Origin of the sequence: Dietzia sp. MNB45, from assembly GCF_051994785.1 — a bacterium.
GTDB lineage: Bacteria > Actinomycetota > Actinomycetes > Mycobacteriales > Mycobacteriaceae > Dietzia > Dietzia kunjamensis.
Genome location: NZ_CP163397.1, coordinates 1,381,750 through 1,398,434, shown reverse-complemented (window position 1 = coordinate 1,398,434; position 16,685 = coordinate 1,381,750). Strand labels below are relative to the sequence as shown.

Genomic DNA, 16,685 nt, shown 5'->3' with positions numbered 1-16,685 from the left:
CCACGTTAGTCGATAGACTATGGTGCCCTCGCCGTGGCGGTCCCGCCGCGTCGTCCGGGCATCACGACCCTTCCCGTACGTCCCGCCGACCCCCAGGAGCGCTTCATGCCGACCGCGCAGTCGATCCTCACCCACAGCCCTGATCTCGCCCCGATCGAGGCGGTCACGACGCCGGTGGACGCCGACGTCGTGGTGGTCGGTATCGCGGCCGATGCCGGGGCCGGAGAGGATGCGGCGCCCGTCGTCGTCGCCCCCGGCCTGGAGGGTGAGGCCACCGCGGCGCTCGCCGCGGTCGCGCGCTCGGTGGGCGCGTCCACCAAGCTCGCCTCCACCACCCGTGTCCCGGCGCCGGACGGTGTGTCGGCCGGGTCCGTGGTGCTGGTGGGGCTCGGGTCCTCCGACGACGAGGTGTCCGACGAGTCCCTGCGCCGCGCGGCCGGCGCCGCCGCGCGCGCCTGCCGCGGACTCGGGTCCGCCCTGGTGTTGCTGGACGCCGAGCGCGCGGAGCCGGTGGCCCTGGGAGCGGGGCTCGGATCGTTCCGCCCGGCCAAGGTCACCTCCAAGAACGACGACGACGACGAGAACAGCGATTCGCTGAAGGTATTCGTCGCCGAGGGCGGCGCCGACGCCGTGATCCGCGCCGCCACCGTCGCCGAGTGTGTCGGGCTGGCGCGCGATCTGGTCAACACCCCGCCCAACCTGCTGTTCCCCGGATCGTTTGCCGACCGGGCCGCCGAACTGGCCCGCGACGCCGGTCTGGAGGTCGAGGTGCTGGACGAGGAGGCGCTCACCGAGGGCGGCTACGGCGGCATCCTCGCGGTGGGCGGCGGCTCGTCCCGCGGCCCGCGCATGGTGCGGCTCACCCACCGGGGCGCCGAGGGTCGACCCACCGTGGCCCTGGTGGGCAAGGGCATCACCTTCGACACCGGCGGCATCTCCATCAAGCCGGCCGCCGGCATGGAGCAGATGACCATGGACATGGGTGGCGCCGCGGCCGTCGTCGCCACCGTCATCCTCGCCGCGCGGCTGGGCTTGGATCTCACCGTGGTGGCGACCGTGCCCATGGCGGAGAACATGCCGTCGTCGACGGCGTACCGGCCCGGCGACGTGTTGACCATGTACGGGGGCACGACCGTCGAGGTGAAGAACACCGACGCCGAGGGGCGGCTCATCCTGGCCGACGCGATCGTCCGCGCCTGCGAGGACTCCCCGTCCCATCTCATCGACACCGCCACCCTCACCGGTGCGCAGATGGTGGCGCTGGGCAAGAAGACCCCGGGTGTCATGGGAACCGAGGACTTCCGCGACCGGGTGGCCGACCTCAGCCGGTCGGTCGGCGAGGGCGGGTGGCCGATGCCACTGCCCGAGGAGTTGCGTGCCGGGCTGGATTCCGAGGTGGCCGACCTGACCCACGTCACCCCGCACCGGTGGGGCGGCATGCTCTCGGCCGGACTGTTCCTCTCCGAGTTCGTCGCGGACGGCGTCGAGTGGGCGCACATCGACGTGGCCGGCCCCGCCTACAACGACGGTGGCCCGGAGGGGTACCTGCCCAAGGGCGGAACCGGGGTGCCCGTGCGGACCATGCTCGCCGTCCTCGAGGACATCGCCGCCGGAGCCTGAGTCGGCCGCGGGCGGCGGGGTCAGCGCGGCTAGCCCCCCTCGGGCTCGCGCAGCCGGTCGCGGAGGCGCTCGGCCCGCTCGCGCCGCTCACGCTTGATGCGGACCTCCTCGTAGTCGCGCATCCGTTGGGGGTAGCCCTGGACGGCGGCGTCTAACAGGGGCAGCTTCAACTGCGCGGCGAGTTTGCGCGCGGTGGCCACGTCGCCGACCGGCCTGCGGGTCCATTCGCCGTCGAAGGCCACCAGGCACAGGCCGGGGACCGAGACGAGGGTTTCCGGCTCGAGATACGCCTCCACGCCCACGCGGGTGCGGCACCACCGGCGCAGGTGGTCGAGATCGGCCGGATCCGCCGGGACCCGAGGCCCACGACGCCCGAACAGGTCACGGATACCCACCGTCGGTCCTTCCGTCGGGCCCCCGTACGGGGTGAGGGCCGCCTATGGGACACGATCGTACCGACGCCCGACGCCCGTCACGCTGCGGGCGACCGGCGAATCGGGTACCGGCCGGGGTCGGGATCGGCACGTCCGCCGACGCCGAGAGGTGGCAGAGGGCACAATGGACGACGATCCTGGGTGGGGGCGCCACCGCGCATCCGGCCCCGGATCGACACGACGAACAGATAACTCACACCCACGACGCCGCTCACGCGGGCGCGGACCGCGCTTGCTGGCAGCGAATGAGAACTCTTGAGGAGTCACGACACCATGGCCTTCTCCGTACAGATGCCGGCTCTCGGTGAATCCGTCAGCGAGGGCACGGTAACCCGCTGGCTCAAGAAGGAGGGGGACACGGTCGAGGTCGACGAGCCGTTGCTCGAGGTCTCCACCGACAAGGTCGACACCGAGATCCCGTCGCCCGCCGCCGGCACGCTGAAGAAGATCGTCGCCGATGAGGACGAGACGGTCGAGATCGGCGGGGAACTCGCCGTCATCGACGACGGCTCGGGCGGGTCCGACGACTCGGACGAGTCCGACGACGACTCCGGCTCCGGCTCGGCCGATGATGCCGACGACTCTGACGACGAGGCCGACCAGGCCGACGATTCCGCGGACGACGAGCCCGCCGAGGAGCCCGCCCCGGCCAAGAAGTCCTCCGGAGGCGGGGGCGGCGGCAAGGGCACCGACGTCGTCATGCCCGAACTCGGCGAGTCCGTCACCGAGGGCACCATCACCAAGTGGCTCAAGTCCGTCGGCGACACCGTCGAGGTCGACGAGCCCCTGCTCGAGGTCTCCACCGACAAGGTCGACACCGAGATCCCCTCCCCCGTCGCCGGCACCCTGCAGAAGATCGTGGCCGAGGAGGACGAGACCGTCGACGTCGGCGCCACCCTCGCCGTCATCGGCGACGGCGACGGCGACGCCGCGAGCGACTCCGACGACGACTCAGACGACTCCGACTCCGCCGATGAGGCCGACGACTCTGACGATCAGGCCGACGAGGCCGACGAGTCGGATGCCGCGGACGATTCCGCGGACGACGAGCCCGCCGAGGAGTCCGCCCCGGCCAAGAAGTCCTCCGGAGGCGGGGGCGGCGGCAAGGGCACCGACGTCGTCATGCCCGAACTCGGCGAGTCCGTCACCGAGGGCACCATCACCAAGTGGCTCAAGTCCGTCGGCGACACCGTCGAGGTCGACGAGCCCCTGCTCGAGGTCTCCACCGACAAGGTCGACACCGAGATCCCCTCCCCCGTCGCCGGCACCCTGCAGAAGATCGTGGCCGAGGAGGACGAGACCGTCGACGTCGGCGCCACCCTCGCCATCATCGGCGACGGCGACGCCGCGAGCGACTCCGGCTCTGACTCTGACTCCGACGAACAGTCGGCCGAGGAGCAGAACGCCACCGACGCCAAGGACGAGGGCGTGGACGCCTCCGACGAGGACGAGGTCCCCGAGGACACCCCCGAGACCGAGAAGAAGGCCGCCGCCAAGGCGGAGGCCGAGTCCGGGTCCACGTCCGAGAAGAAGGCCGAGCAGAAGAGCGAGAAGAAGGCCGCGAAGCCGCGCGGGTCGGAGAAGTCAGACGGCGCGTCCTCCGGCGACCTGCCCGAGCGGGCCGAGCCCGCGGCGGCCGCCAAGTCCGGGAGCTCGCCGTACGTCACCCCGCTGGTGCGCAAGCTCGCGCAGGAGCACGGCGTCGACCTGGACTCGGTCAAGGGCACCGGCATCGGCGGCCGGATCCGTAAGCAGGACGTCCTCGCGGCGGCCGAGGGCTCGGGCTCCGACTCCGGTTCCGAGACCCCGGCCGAGGAGAAGGCGCCCAGCGGCGGCCCGTCGAAGGCCGGCGTCCGGCCCGAGCTCGCGGAGCTGCGCGGCACCACCAAGAAGGCCAACCGGATCCGCAAGATCACGGCGCAGAAGACCCGTGAGTCGCTGCAACAGACCGCTCAGCTCACGCAGGTCTTCGAGGTGGACATGACCCGGGTGGCGCAGCTGCGCTCGCAGGTCAAGGAGCAGTTCGCCGACAAGCACGGCGCCAAGCTCTCTTACCTGCCGTTCTACGCCAAGGCGGTCGTCGAGGCCCTGGTGTCGCACCCGAACGTCAACGCGTCGTACGACGAGAAGACCAACGAGATCACCTACCACGGGTCGGTGAACCTCGGGATCGCCGTGGACACCGAGGCGGGGCTGCTCTCCCCGGTCATCCAGAACGCGCAGGACCTGGACATCCCGGGGCTGGCCAAGGCGATCATCGACCTGGCCGAGCGGGCGCGGGCGTCCAAGCTCACGCCGGACGACCTCCAGGGCGGCACGTTCACCATCACCAACATCGGCAGCGAGGGGGCCCTGTTCGACACCCCGATCCTCGTCCCGCCGCAGGCGGCGATGCTCGGCACCGGCGCGATCGTGCGGCGGCCCGTGGTGGATGCCGACGCCGACGGCGAGTCGATCGCCATCCGGTCGATGGGCTTCATGCCGCTGACCTACGATCACCGCCTGATCGACGGTGCCGACGCCGGCCGCTTCCTCACCACGGTGAAGGACCGGTTGGAGAAGGCCGAGTTCGACGGTGACCTCGACCTGTGAAGCCGGCTGATCGGTAGGTTCCGCTGAACCCCGCGACGGGCGTCCTCCTTCACGGAGGGCGCCCGTCGTCGTCGTCACACCCCTCGGCCTACCCTGGGGACATGTCGCACACCGGTCAGTCCCTCCGCCGTGACCCGGCGCCCCCGGAGATCCGTCGGCTCGGCACCGTCGAGTACAGCCCCACCTGGGAGCTCCAACGCGCCCTCGCCGAGGAGCGCGCCGACGGGCAGCGGGGCGACACGATCCTCCTCCTGGAGCACCCCGCCACCTACACCGCCGGCAAACGCACGGAGCCGTCCGACCGTCCCACCGACGGCACCCCGGTCGTCGACGTGGACCGCGGCGGCCGGATCACCTGGCACGGACCCGGCCAACTGGTGGGGTACCCGATCGTCGCGCTGACCGACCCCATCGACGTGGTCGAGTACGTCCGTCGTGTCGAGCAGGCCCTCATCTCCACCTGCGCGCGACTCGGCGTGGAGGCCGGGCGCGTCGACGGGCGCTCCGGGGTGTGGTGTGCGGCCTCGGACGGCAGGCCCGAGCGCAAGATCGCGGCCATCGGGATCCGTGTCCAGCGGGGCGTGACGATGCACGGGTTCTCCCTCAACTGCGACTGCGATCTGACCGCGTTCTCGCGGATCGTCCCCTGCGGGATCGTCGACGCCGGGGTCACCTCGCTCAGCGCCGAACTCGGTCGCGTGGTGCCGGTGTCGGAGGTTCTGGACCAGGTCACCTCCGACATGGTGGAGGCGCTGGACGGCCGACTGCCCGTGGCGTGATTCGCGCGTAGGCTTGCGGCCGTGACTGTGACTCCTGAAGGCCGCAAGCTCCTCCGTATCGAGGCCCGCAACGCCGAGACGCCGATCGAGCGCAAGCCGTCGTGGATCCGAACTAAGGCCACCATGGGTCCCGAGTACAAGGAACTCAAGACGCTGGTCAAGACCGGCGGCCTGCACACGGTGTGCGAGGAGGCCGGCTGCCCCAACATCTACGAGTGTTGGGAGGACCGGGAGGCCACGTTCCTCATCGGCGGCGAGCAGTGCACCCGCCGCTGCGACTTCTGCCAGATCGACACCGGCAAACCCAGCGCCCTCGATCGTGACGAGCCGCGGCGCGTGGCCGAGTCCGTGCGCGAGATGGGTCTGCGCTACTCCACCATCACGGGCGTCGCGCGCGACGACCTGGAGGACGGCGGGGCCTGGCTCTACGCGGAGACCGTCCGCAAGATCCACGAGCTCAACCCCAACACGGGGGTCGAGAACCTCATCCCCGATTTCAACGGGGACCCGGACCAGCTGGCCGAGGTGTTCGAGTCGCGTCCCGAGGTGCTGGCGCACAACCTCGAGACCGTGCCGCGGATCTTCAAGCGGATCCGCCCGGCGTTCCGGTTCGACCGCTCCCTCGACGTGATCCGCGCCGCGCGCGACTTCGGCCTCGTCACCAAGTCCAACCTCATCCTGGGGATGGGCGAGACCACCGACGAGATCGTCGACGCGATGCGCGACCTGCACTCCGCCGGCTGCGAAATCCTCACCATCACGCAGTACCTCCGGCCCAGCCCGCTGCACCACCCGATCGACCGCTGGGTCAAACCCGAGGAGTTCGTCGAGCTGTCCGATCAGGCCCGTGAGATCGGTTTCGCCGGCGTCATGGCCGGACCGCTCGTCCGCTCGTCGTACCGAGCCGGCCGCCTCTACGTCCAGGCGCTGGAGCACCGCGGGCAGGCGGTTCCGGAGCACCTGCAGCAGCTGACGACAGGGGGTTCGGCGTCCCAGGAGGCGTCGAGCGTCCTGGACCGCGAGCGCGCCCGCGTCTGACCCGCCCACAGTCGGCCGGGGCGGGGCACCCCTCGGGTCAGCCGCGGTTCCCGGACCGCGGTGGCGGGCACGTATCCTGATGACCATGGCGAAGAGCGAGCTCACCAAGGCGGACAAGAAGGCGGCCCGGGCCGCTCGGCGGCAGGCGGGCAAGGAACAGCGCGGCCAGATGTGGCAGGCGCTGAAGATCCAGTCCAAGCAGGACAAGCTCCTGTGGCCGCTGATGATCGGCGCGGTCGTCCTGTCGACGGTCGTGTTCTTCCTCCTCGGCATGCTGTGGGGCGGCGAGTGGTGGATGCTCCCCCTCGGTGTGCTCACCGGCCTCATGCTCGCGATGGTGATCTTCTCGCGCCGCGTGCAGAACACGGTGTACGGCAAGGCCGAGGGGCAGCCGGGCGCGGCCGCGTGGGCCCTGGACCAGTTGCGGTCCGGGTGGCGGGTCAACCAGGCCGTCGCCGCCACGACGAGTTTCGACGCGGTCCACCGCGTGGTCGGCCGATGCGGGATCGTGATCGTGGGCGAGGGCGAGCCGCGCCGGCTCAAGCCGCTCATGGCACAGGAGAAGAAGAAGGTCGCCCGGGTCGTCGGCGACACCCCGATCTACGAGTTGATCGTCGGCGAGGAGCAGGACGCGACCCCCGAGCAGGTGCCACTGCGCAAGCTGAACCGCCGGCTCACCCGATACCCGATGAACATCAGCCGGGCGAAGGTCGACGCCCTCGACACCCGGCTCCGCGCGCTGAGCACCAAGACCGGCATTCAGAACCAGATGCCCAAGGGCCCGGTCCCCCAGGGCGCGAAGGTGCGCAACATCCAGCGCAGCGCCCGCCGCCGCGGCTGAGCCGTCCGCCGTCAGGCTGACGCAGCCACCGGGATCACGACGCCCGCCGCCCGTCCCGGGCGGCGGGCGTCGTCTCGTCAGCGGGTACGGATCAACGGGTACGGATCAGAGTGGTGCCGGTGGCGCGGTCGTGCATGCCGCGTCCGTCCTCGTCCTGGATGAGCGGGGGCAGCAGGAAGAAGATGAACACCACGCGCACCAGCGCACGGACGAAACCCACCCGCTCCTCGGCGTCGACCCGTGCCGTGCCGATGCCGACCAGCGCCTGCCCCGGCGTCTGGGCGAACAGCCACACGCAGACCACGCCGCTCACGCCCCACAGCAGTGGCACGGCCCAGCTGGAGACGGCGGAGAACGAGTCGCCCCCCAGCGTCTCCGGGCCGAGCAGCATCACGATGACGGCGACCAGCCCGTAGGCGAGGAACCAGTCCACCGCCAGCGCGCCGACACGAACGCCCAACGGGGCGATCGAGCCCGCGCCGGACGCCGGGAGACCGAGATTCTCACCCTTATACTTCTGCTCCGGCCCACTGCCGGAGGTGGGGCCGGACAACCATGATCCCGCAACGTCACGCATACTGCCCAGGGTAGCCGGGCGACCTGCCGATCCCCATGTCGGCGATACCCCGCTTCGGGTGACTAAACTGACCCTATTGGGAGGGACCCACCCGGCCGGTGACGTAACACCAGCGAAACATTCGCTTGACGGCCGGGCAACACCTCGCCCATATCGTGAGGTCACCGCACGACGGGAGACACCGGTTTCCCGTCGCACTTCAGAGACGAGGAGCGAATCGTGGCATTCTCCACGCCGGACGAGGTCATCAAGTACGTCAAGGACGAGGGCGTCGAGTACGTCGACATCCGGTTCACCGACCTGCCGGGTAACGAGCAGCACTTCACGATCGCCGCAGCGGCGTTCGACGAGGACATGTTCGAGGACGGCCTGGCCTTCGACGGCTCCTCCATCCGGGGGTTCCAGTCGATCCACGAGTCCGACATGATGCTCCTGCCGGATGTCGCGACGGCCCGTCTCGACCCCTTCCGCAGGGCCAAGACGCTCAACATCAGCTGCTTCGTCCACGACCCCTTCACCCGTGAGGCCTACAGCCGCGACCCGCGCAACGTCGCCCGCAAGGCCGAGGAGTACCTGCTCTCCACCGGCATCGCTGACACGTGCTTCTTCGGGGCCGAGGCCGAGTTCTTCGTCTTCGACTCCGTCCGCTACGGCTCCGGCACGAACCACGGCTTCTACGAGGTCGACTCCAGCGCCGGCCACTGGAACACCGGTGCCTCCCAGGAGGCCGACGGTTCGGCCAACCTCGGCTACAAGGTCCGCGAGAAGGGCGGGTACTTCCCGGTCGCCCCGTACGACCACTTCGTCGACCTGCGCGACGAGATGTCGACCAATCTCACCAACGCCGGTTTCGAGCTCGAGCGTCTGCACCACGAGGTGGCCGGCGCCCAGCAGGAGATCAACTACAAGTTCAACACCCTGCTGCACGCCGCGGACGACGTCCAGCTGTTCAAGTACATCGTCAAGAACACCGCCTGGAAGAATGGCAAGTCGGCCACGTTCATGCCCAAGCCCCTCTTCGGCGACAACGGCTCGGGCATGCACGCCCACCAGTCGCTGTGGAAGGACGGCAAGCCGCTGTTCCACGACGAGTCCGGCTACGCGGGGCTGTCCGACATCGCCCGCTACTACATCGGCGGCATCCTGCACCACGCGCCGTCGCTGCTGGCATTCACCAACCCCACGATCAACTCGTACCACCGGCTCGTCCCGGGCTACGAGGCCCCGATCAACCTTGTGTACTCGCAGCGCAACCGCTCGGCGTGTGTCCGGATCCCGATCACCGGCAACAACCCCAAGGCCAAGCGCATCGAGTTCCGCTGCCCCGACTCGTCCGGCAACCCGTACTTCGCGTTCGCCGCGATGATGATGGCCGGCATCGACGGTGTGAAGAACAAGATCGAGCCGATGGCCCCGGTCGATAAGGACCTCTACGAGCTCCCGCCGGAGGAGGCCGCCGACATCCCGCAGGCGCCCACCTCGCTGCCCGCCGTCATCGACCGTCTCGAGCAGGACCACGAATACCTCACCGAGGGTGGCGTGTTCACCGAGGACCTCATCGAGAACTGGATCTCGTACAAGCGCGAGAAGGAGATCGCCCCGGTGAACCTCCGTCCGCACCCGCACGAGTTCGAGCTCTACTACGACTGCTGACCCTCATGCCCGCCCTGACCTGCCCCCGCGCAGGCCGGGGCGGGCATCGACTTCGGTCGTAGTGCCGGGCGCCGCCCGCGCGGTCATCACCTCGATGGCCGGGCGGGCGGCGCCTTTCTAGCTACTCGCGTGGCCGAAGGTCCACGCATCCACCGACGAGATCCGGACGCGCATGACCGGGATCGGAGCATTCTCTCCCCTCTGCCAGGCGTCCGTGACGTGGATGAACGAGGCCACCCTGTCCTCCCCGTCCAGTGCCTCCTCGTACTTCGTGATGCCGATCTGCCGGAATGCACTGGCCTGGGCATCAGCCACCTGCTCGGACTTCTCATCACCCGTCAGCGCGTCGAAGGTGGCCGCCTGGATCCGCATGAACTCACCCTCGGTGGTGAGGTTCCCTTCCCAGGTGTTCCCGTTGATCACCAGGGTGATCGGGAAGTTCACGGGAGCCTGCTCGATGCCCTCTGCCATCTGGCGGAGCAGGTAGTCGAGGTCGGTTGCGCCTTCATTGCCGGTAGTCACAGCTCGAGTGTATCGGCGCCGGGCGGGCACACCGCCGGGACGCGGTCGTCCCGCACACCCCGCTACAGCTGCTGAGCCCCTCCGGAGCGCAAAAACCCTGAACCGCCCGGCCGTCCCGGCCGGTACGCCTACGGTGGTGGCAGGTAAGCAGCCACTGCCGGACAGGACGCCGGGAAGGAGCCGGACCACATGGACACCGACGAGTTCGACTTCCGGAGTTCCTCGCCCCGGGCCCGGCCGCTCAAGGTCGTCGCCGCAGCACTGGATCCCGGACACGACCCCGAGACCGACCGGCAGGGACAGGGGCAGGGCTATCCGGTCCTGCTCAAACTGTCGAGGGTGCTGGCCCCCGAGGAGGCGCGCCTGATCCTCGAGCGCAACCCCTTCCTCCACGCCGTGGCCGGTTCCCGGAAGCTCATCGCCATGGACACCTCGGTGGAGACGCTCCGTGAGCAGAAGGACCGACTCCAGCTCCTGCTCGCCGAGGTCGAGGCCGACGCGCTGGCCGAACAGGCGCGGATGCGGATGGAGGAGCACCGCGCGGCCGAACTGCGGCTGGCGGAACTGCGCCGTCGCAACGAGGTCCTCGGCGAGATCGAGTGGTGACAGGGTTCGAGTGGTGAATCCGCGGCGACGTGGGAGAGTTCACCCATGAACTCCCCGATACGTTCTGCCACCGTCTCCGGCGCCGCGCGCTCCGCCGCCGACCATCCCGCGCTCGAGTGGCTGGCCCGCGCCGGATACGTCATGAACGGCGTGCTCCATCTGCTCATCGGCTGGATCGCCGTCAGGATCGCACTCGGGTCGGGCGGCGGCGAGGCGTCCAACTCGGGTGCGCTGGCGGAGATCGCGAGCGCACCGGGCGGTCAGGTCATGCTATGGGTCGGCGCCGTGGGCTTCCTCGCGCTGGGTCTGTGGCAGATCACCGAGCTGTTCCTCGGGTCCGAGGAGACCTCTGACCGGATCAAGGCCGCGGCCAAGGCGGCCGTGTACGTGGTCCTGGGACTGACCACCGCGCGGTTCGCCTCCGGGGGCGGGGGGTCCGATTCCGCGACCGCCTCCGGAGCCACGGCCGGGCTGCTCGGCTCCGGGGTGGGGAAGATGGCCCTGGTCGTCGCCGGGCTCGCCATCCTCGCGGTGGGCGGCTACCACGTCTACAAGGGGGCCACCACGAAGTTCGTCGAGGACCTCGAACGCACCGGGTCCGGGGAGGTCGGCCGGGCCATGATCATCACGGGCCGGGTGGGGTATGTCGCCAAGGGCATCGCCTTGGCGATCCTCGGGGGCCTGGTGATCGCGGCCGTCGTGACCGCGGATCCGGAGAAGGCCGGCGGGCTGGACGCCGCCCTGCGGGCGGTCGGCGAGCAACCTTTCGGTCAGCTTCTGCTGGTGCTCACCGGCGCGGGGATCGCCCTGTACGGCCTCTATTCGATCGGGCGGGCCAGGTACGGCCGGATGTGACCCGGCCGCGCGGGGCGTGACACGGCAGAGCACTCCCCCGCCGAGCACTCCCCCGCCGGGCGTGACCCGGCCGGGCGTGACCCGGCCGGGCGTGCCTCAGCCGAGCTTGGGGAAGTTCTCGGGGCAGTAGGTCCCCACCGCGGCGCCGAGGAAGAAGCCCTGGCCGTCCGCGTCGAGGCGGGCCCGCTCACCCAGCCATCCGGAGACCTCGTCCATCTGCTGCCCGCCGTCGAACCGGCCGCAGGCCTCGGTGGCCGTGGCGACCGGGTCCACGCCCTCGGGCAGGACGACACCCCGCCGCTCGAGCAGGGCGACGAAGTCCCCCGCACCCGGAGCCGGCGGGGCGGGCTCCGCGGGCGCGGGTTCCGGCTCGGGTCCGGGCGCGTCCTCGGGCGGAGGCAGTGGTTCGGGCTCCCCCGGCATCGGTTCGGGCGCCGGCGACTGCGGCGGAGGGGGCGCGACGGGACCGGTGGGCTTCTCCGGCCGCTCCTCGGCGAACGGCGACGACGAGGCGGCCGACGCGGCCCGGTCCGAGGACACCTCCGGGGCCTGACCGTCCACCGTCGCCCCGCCGCACCCCGCGAGGAGGGCCACCGCCGCGGCCGAGGTGACGCCGCTGGCGATCAGGCGGATGCGTGAACTCATGGTGCGCATGCTAGGTCACCGAGCCCGCGGCGCGGGCAGAAGCACCGTCGCGACCACGCCGCGATGGTCCGTCCTGGCCACCTCCACGGTGTCCGTGTCCCCCACCGCGACCGCCCCGCGGGCCAGCACGTGGTCGATCCCGATGAGCGGCGGGATCCGTCGACCCGCCGGCCAGGTGGGTACCCAGCCGTCACTCCCGCCGGAGACCGAGTCGGTGTAGCCGAGGCCCCGCAGGTCACGGAACCGCACGTGATCCCAGGTGGCGTTGAAATCCCCGCCCACCACCACCGGCGCGGGCCCGGGAAGGCTGCCGAGGTACCAGCGCAGGCGATCGGCCTCCTCCACGGCGGCGGGGGCGTCGAACACCGGGGCCACCGGGTGCGCGGCCACCACCGTCACCGGGCCGCCCGGCCCCGCCATCTCGGTGCGTACCAGCCCGAGGCTGAAGCCCGGGACCCGCTCGGGCGGGGAGAGCGGGAACCGCGACCACACCGCGACCCCCTGCGTCGTGGGAGCGGTCGAGGCGGCCTCGTGCGGCAGCAGCCCCGTGAGACCCGCCGTGCGCAGCGCGTCCGCCGCCTCCGGGGTCGTCTCCACGGTCATGAGCAGATCGACCCCGCCGGTGCGGACGGCCCGGACCACGTCGTGTGGGGCGGCTCGGCCGAACTCGAGGTTCTGCACCATCACCCGCATCGGGATGCCCTCGTCGTCGTTGATCTGGCGTGGCGGTGCCACGAGGGGCCCGTACTGGACCACCCCGGCACCCACCAACACGACGGCGATGATCCCGAGCAGCACCGACCGCGCACGCAGTGCCGCGATCAGGGCCACCAGGGAGAACGCCCAGGCGGCGACCGCGAAGCTCGCCAGCACCGGCACGGCCGGGATCTCCGAGCGGGAGTGGTGTAGCGCCACACCCGCGCCGGCGACGAGCGCGGCGAGGACGGCGACAGCCCGGGCGACCGGGCGGCGAGGGCTCAACGCAGGAACTTGCGCAGGTCCCCCAGCGCGGCGATCACGCGGTCCAGGTCGTCGCCGTTACGCACCATCGAGCGCACCGTCTCGGCGACCGACGCCACGGTCGGTGAGGACGACGACGCAGCCCCGGGCGCGGCGGGACCTTCCACCGGCTGGCCCACCAGCGCGCCGGAGGCCGCACGGGCCGATCCTGCCCGGCGGCGGTCCGGGCCGAGGTCCACCTCGAAGCGGTCGCCCTTGTCGTCGGAACCGAGGCAGCGGACCCGCTCGTCGGCCGGCACCCCGGCGGCGCGGACGGCGTCGACGAACTCGTACAGCTCGCCGTAGGTCACGCCGTCGAGGGTGAGGGTGAGGTTCATGGTCACAGGCATGGACCCAGGTTATCGGCGTGGGAGCACCTGCCGCATCAGGGACGACCCTGGTCCCGGCCCTGGCCCACCCCCGGGGCCGGCGTCAGTCCTCGCCCCAGAACACGTGATCGACCGCCTTGCGACCGAGACGGGTCACGCGCAGGTACTCGTTGAGGAACCCCGCGCCGTCGGCCGAACCGGTGCAGATCATCGCCACCGCCGCCAGGATCGAGCCCTGACCCGGCAGTTGGTCGACCGCCTTGCCGCGCGCCAGGACCAACGCGTTGCGGGCGTGGGCGGCCATGAGCCACGAGTCGACCAGTGCGTCGCGCTCGGACTCCGGCAGCAACTCGGCCGAGGCGGCGGCGTCGAGCGCCTCGAGGGTCGACGTCGTGTGCAGCCCGGGCACCCTGGCGGCGTGCTGCATCGTCAACAACTGGGCGCTCCACTCCACGTCGGCCAGGCCACCGCGGCCGAGTTTGGTGTGGGTGGCCGGATCCGCGCCACGCGGCAGGCGCTCCGAGTCGATCCGCGCCTTCATCCGGCGGATCTGCTGCACGACCTTCGGGGGCACGCCCTGCTCCGGGTAACGGAACTCGTCGATCATGTGGAGGAAATCAAGCCCGAGCTCGCGGTCCCCGGCGGCGAACGAGGCCCGCAGCAGCGCCTGCAACTCCCACGTCTCGGCCCACTTGGCGTAGTAGGCACGGTAGGAGGCCAGGGTGCGCACGAGTGGGCCGTTGCGGCCCTCCGGGCGTAGGTCGGCGTCCAGGTCCAGCGGGGGATCCGACGACGGCGAGGCCAGCAGCTTGCCCACCCGCTCGGCCACGTGCGTGGCCCACCGGACCGCCTCGTCCTCCTTGGCGCCCTCGACCGGGTCGCACACGATCATCACGTCCGCGTCCGAACTGTAGGACAGCTCGTCCCCGCCGAGCCGCCCCATCCCGATGTAGGCGATGCGGGCCGGCGCCGCACCGCCCTCGGGCATCATGTCGCGGACCACGGCGGCCAGGGACGCCTCGAGCACCGCCCGCCACACGGCCGACAGTCGCCGCCCGACATCGGGTACGGAGATCATCTGCAGGACGTCGGCGGCCCCGATCCGGGCCAGCTCGGCGCGGCGAAGCGACCGCGCCGTGGCGATGACCCGCTCGGGAGTGGGGTGCCGGGCGGCGGAGGCGGTGAGCGCGGAGGCGATGTCGGAGACCTTGGAGGCCACGAGCACCGGGCCCTGCGCGCCGTCGGTGAGGTCGGGGATCACCTCGGGGTTGCGCATGAGCAGGCCCGCGACGAACGCCGAGGTCCCCAGCACCCGGACGAGGCGGCGGGCCACGATGCTGTCGTCCCGCAGGGTGCGCAGGAACCAGGTGATCTCCTCGTTCTCCTCGCACAGTCGCCGGTAGGCCAGCAGTCCCGCGTCCGGGTCCGCGGTGTCCGCGAGCCACTCCATGAACGTGGGCAGCAGCAGCGCCTGGATACGGCCGCGGCGACTGCTCTGTCCCGCCAACGCCCGCAGGTGACCCAACGCGTTGCGGGGCGCCGCGAAGCCGAGGGCGGCCAGCTGACGCTCCATCGCTTCCGTGCTGAGCGAGAGGGCCTCGGCGTCGTACGAGGCGATCGAGTCCAGCAGCGGCCGGTAGAACAGCTTGGAGTGCAGGCGGCGGACCCGGCGGCGCAGCTCGCGCAGACTCTGCCGCAGCACCTGGGCGGCGTCGTTGGGCCCGTCCGGCCGGATGTGCGCCGCGCGGGCCAACCAGCGGTAGGCCTCCTCGTCGTCGTCCTCCGGTAGCAGGTGGGTGCGCTTGTAGCGCTGCAGTTGCAGGCGGTGCTCGAGCAGGCGGAGGAACTCGTAGGCGGCGAGCAGTTCCGCGCCGTCCTCGCGGGCGATGTACCCGCCGTCGCGCAGCGCGCCGAGCGCCTCGACGGTGCTGGTGACGCGGAGGTCCTCGTCGGTGCGGCCGTGGACCATCTGCAGCAGCTGCACGGCGAACTCGACATCGCGCAGACCCCCGCGTCCGAGCTTGAGTTCGCGCTCGCGCAGGGCCTCGGGCACGTTCTCCTCCACGCGCCGGCGCATCGCCTGCACGTCGTGCACGAAGTCGTCCCGCTCGGCGGCGGTCCACACCATCGGGTGGACGGTGTCGTGGTACTCCTCCGCCAGGGCCAGGTCGCCGGTCATGGGGCGCGCCTTGAGCTGGGCCTGGAACTCCCACGTCTTGGCCCACCGCTTGTAGTAGGCCGTGTGGGAGTCGAGGGTGCGCACCAGTTCGCCCGACTTGCCCTCCGGGCGCAGCGCCGCGTCGACCTCGAAGAAGGCCATGGACCCGATGCGCATCAACTCCCCGGCCACGCGGCCGGTCCTGGCGTCGGCCGGCTCGGCCACGAAGATCACGTCGACGTCCGAGATGTAATTGAGTTCGCGCGCCCCGCCCTTGCCCATGGCCACCACGCCCAACCGCGCCGGCATCGGCGAGTCCGGGTGGACGGTGGCCACCGCGACCGCGAGAGCGGCGGTCAACGCGGCGTCCGCGAGGTCGGACAGGCGCCGGCCCACCTCGGTGAACGGCAGGACGGGCTCGTCGTCGTCGACCGACCCGGCCACGTCGTGCGCGGCGAGCAGCGCCACGTGGTCGCGGTACGTCGATCGCAGCACGCTGACGGCGGCGCCGCCGGTGACCCCGGCGCGGTACGTCCCGACGCTGCGCAGGTCCTCCCTCTGGGACGGCGGCGGCGCGCCCTCCACCGCCTGCTCGGGCACGGCCTCGACCGCCCCGAGCATGTCGGCCAGAACGTCCTCGAACGTCGGCAGTCCTCCGCGCAGCAGCGCCCACCGAGTGGGCTCGGCGACGAGGTGGTCGCCCAACGCGCTCGAGGATCCGAGCAGCCCCAGCAGCCGCGCCCGGAGCCGCGAGTCGGACCGCAGCGCGTCGTCCAGCGCCGCGACGTCGGTGTCGGCCCCGGCGCGCGCGGAGGTGCCCTCATCGTGGGACTCGGCGGTGAGTGATTCGTGGAGCCGCACCAGGGCTCCCAGGGCGAGGTCCGGGTCCGGAGCCCGGGACAGCGACCACAGCACCGGGACCGCGTCGTCGTCGGTCCACCCCAGGTAGTCGAGCCAGTCCGCGGCCCGGTCGTCGAGCAGCCCGAGGCGGCCCGGGCTCGGTAACCGAGGGCGCGAGGAGTCCCTGCTCACGATGC

Annotated in this window: 15 protein-coding genes; 8 read left to right on the top strand and 7 right to left on the bottom strand. The window is 71.2% G+C overall.

Going from position 1 to position 16,685, the window contains the following annotated elements; genetic code table 11:
• Window positions 1-105: 105 nt before the first annotated feature.
• Window positions 106-1,620 carry a leucyl aminopeptidase gene (locus AB5G72_RS06815; protein WP_317470783.1) on the top strand — a complete coding sequence of 505 codons (1,515 nt, stop codon included), beginning with the start codon at window positions 106-108 and terminating at the stop codon, window positions 1,618-1,620.
• Between the two features lie 29 nt (window positions 1,621-1,649).
• Here AB5G72_RS06815 and AB5G72_RS06810 read toward each other — a convergent pair whose 3' ends face one another.
• The gene (locus tag AB5G72_RS06810) at window positions 1,650-2,015 is read right to left on the bottom strand and encodes an oxidoreductase (RefSeq protein WP_317470782.1); all 366 of its coding nucleotides are present in this window, start codon (window positions 2,013-2,015) and stop codon (window positions 1,650-1,652) included.
• A gap of 312 nt (window positions 2,016-2,327) precedes the next feature.
• Between AB5G72_RS06810 and sucB the strand changes: the two genes are divergently transcribed.
• The 4 genes from sucB to AB5G72_RS06790 all read left to right on the top strand — a co-directional run bounded on the left by sucB (window position 2,328) and on the right by AB5G72_RS06790 (window position 7,304).
• A complete protein-coding gene (gene sucB / locus AB5G72_RS06805) occupies window positions 2,328-4,646 on the top strand; it encodes a 2-oxoglutarate dehydrogenase, E2 component, dihydrolipoamide succinyltransferase (RefSeq protein ID WP_440221281.1) in 2,319 nt (772 codons plus the stop codon).
• A gap of 101 nt (window positions 4,647-4,747) precedes the next feature.
• On the top strand, window positions 4,748-5,425 hold the full coding sequence (gene lipB / locus AB5G72_RS06800) for a lipoyl(octanoyl) transferase LipB (RefSeq protein WP_067714178.1): 678 nt from the start codon (window positions 4,748-4,750) through the stop codon (window positions 5,423-5,425).
• Window positions 5,426-5,446: 21 nt separating this feature from the next.
• Window positions 5,447-6,463, top strand: a complete 1,017-nt coding sequence (gene lipA / locus AB5G72_RS06795) for a lipoyl synthase (protein WP_440221280.1) — start codon at window positions 5,447-5,449, stop codon at window positions 6,461-6,463.
• An 85-nt stretch (window positions 6,464-6,548) separates the two neighbouring features.
• The gene (locus AB5G72_RS06790; RefSeq protein ID WP_067714310.1) at window positions 6,549-7,304 is read left to right on the top strand and encodes a DUF4191 domain-containing protein; all 756 of its coding nucleotides are present in this window, start codon (window positions 6,549-6,551) and stop codon (window positions 7,302-7,304) included.
• Between the two features lie 91 nt (window positions 7,305-7,395).
• Here AB5G72_RS06790 and AB5G72_RS06785 read toward each other — a convergent pair whose 3' ends face one another.
• The gene (locus AB5G72_RS06785) at window positions 7,396-7,881 is read right to left on the bottom strand and encodes an RDD family protein (RefSeq protein ID WP_069389424.1); all 486 of its coding nucleotides are present in this window, start codon (window positions 7,879-7,881) and stop codon (window positions 7,396-7,398) included.
• 219 nt (window positions 7,882-8,100) lie between these two features.
• Here AB5G72_RS06785 and glnA point away from each other — a divergent pair, with 219 nt between their 5' ends.
• Window positions 8,101-9,534, top strand: a complete 1,434-nt coding sequence (gene glnA, locus AB5G72_RS06780) for a type I glutamate--ammonia ligase (protein ID WP_067714185.1) — start codon at window positions 8,101-8,103, stop codon at window positions 9,532-9,534.
• A gap of 117 nt (window positions 9,535-9,651) precedes the next feature.
• Here glnA and AB5G72_RS06775 read toward each other — a convergent pair whose 3' ends face one another.
• Window positions 9,652-10,056: a hypothetical protein gene (locus AB5G72_RS06775; protein ID WP_317470779.1), complete on the bottom strand. Its 405-nt coding sequence runs from the start codon at window positions 10,054-10,056 to the stop codon at window positions 9,652-9,654.
• Window positions 10,057-10,245: 189 nt separating this feature from the next.
• Between AB5G72_RS06775 and AB5G72_RS06770 the strand changes: the two genes are divergently transcribed.
• Window positions 10,246-10,662 carry a hypothetical protein gene (locus AB5G72_RS06770; RefSeq protein WP_067714187.1) on the top strand — a complete coding sequence of 139 codons (417 nt, stop codon included), beginning with the start codon at window positions 10,246-10,248 and terminating at the stop codon, window positions 10,660-10,662.
• A gap of 45 nt (window positions 10,663-10,707) precedes the next feature.
• Entirely contained in the window at window positions 10,708-11,517 is an 810-nt protein-coding gene (locus tag AB5G72_RS06765; protein ID WP_317470778.1) for a DUF1206 domain-containing protein, read from the top strand.
• Between the two features lie 96 nt (window positions 11,518-11,613).
• Here AB5G72_RS06765 and AB5G72_RS06760 read toward each other — a convergent pair whose 3' ends face one another.
• The 4 genes from AB5G72_RS06760 to AB5G72_RS06745 all read right to left on the bottom strand — a co-directional run bounded on the left by AB5G72_RS06760 (window position 11,614) and on the right by AB5G72_RS06745 (window position 16,683).
• Window positions 11,614-12,162, bottom strand: a complete 549-nt coding sequence (locus AB5G72_RS06760; protein ID WP_440221279.1) for a DUF732 domain-containing protein — start codon at window positions 12,160-12,162, stop codon at window positions 11,614-11,616.
• A 15-nt stretch (window positions 12,163-12,177) separates the two neighbouring features.
• On the bottom strand, window positions 12,178-13,143 hold the full coding sequence (locus tag AB5G72_RS06755; RefSeq protein WP_154830951.1) for an endonuclease/exonuclease/phosphatase family protein: 966 nt from the start codon (window positions 13,141-13,143) through the stop codon (window positions 12,178-12,180).
• Entirely contained in the window at window positions 13,140-13,511 is a 372-nt protein-coding gene (locus AB5G72_RS06750; protein WP_241504659.1) for a hypothetical protein, read from the bottom strand. The genes AB5G72_RS06755 and AB5G72_RS06750 overlap by 4 nt, the downstream gene beginning before the upstream one ends.
• Window positions 13,512-13,593: 82 nt before the next feature.
• A complete protein-coding gene (locus AB5G72_RS06745; RefSeq protein WP_440221476.1) occupies window positions 13,594-16,683 on the bottom strand; it encodes a bifunctional [glutamine synthetase] adenylyltransferase/[glutamine synthetase]-adenylyl-L-tyrosine phosphorylase in 3,090 nt (1,029 codons plus the stop codon).
• Between the last annotated feature and the right edge of the window lie 2 nt (window positions 16,684-16,685).

Excerpts from the sequence above, each read along its gene's own strand:
- AB5G72_RS06815 (WP_317470783.1), top strand. The coding sequence starts at position 106 with ATGCCGACCGCGCAGTCGATCCTCACCCACAGCCCTGATCTCGCCCCG.
- sucB (WP_440221281.1), top strand. The coding sequence starts at position 2,328 with ATGGCCTTCTCCGTACAGATGCCGGCTCTCGGTGAATCCGTCAGCGAG.
- AB5G72_RS06770 (WP_067714187.1), top strand. The coding sequence starts at position 10,246 with ATGGACACCGACGAGTTCGACTTCCGGAGTTCCTCGCCCCGGGCCCGG.
- lipB (WP_067714178.1), top strand. The coding sequence starts at position 4,748 with ATGTCGCACACCGGTCAGTCCCTCCGCCGTGACCCGGCGCCCCCGGAG.
- AB5G72_RS06750 (WP_241504659.1), bottom strand. The coding sequence starts at position 13,511 with ATGCCTGTGACCATGAACCTCACCCTCACCCTCGACGGCGTGACCTAC.
- AB5G72_RS06785 (WP_069389424.1), bottom strand. The coding sequence starts at position 7,881 with ATGCGTGACGTTGCGGGATCATGGTTGTCCGGCCCCACCTCCGGCAGT.
- AB5G72_RS06760 (WP_440221279.1), bottom strand. The coding sequence starts at position 12,162 with ATGAGTTCACGCATCCGCCTGATCGCCAGCGGCGTCACCTCGGCCGCG.
- AB5G72_RS06765 (WP_317470778.1), top strand. The coding sequence starts at position 10,708 with ATGAACTCCCCGATACGTTCTGCCACCGTCTCCGGCGCCGCGCGCTCC.
- AB5G72_RS06790 (WP_067714310.1), top strand. The coding sequence starts at position 6,549 with ATGGCGAAGAGCGAGCTCACCAAGGCGGACAAGAAGGCGGCCCGGGCC.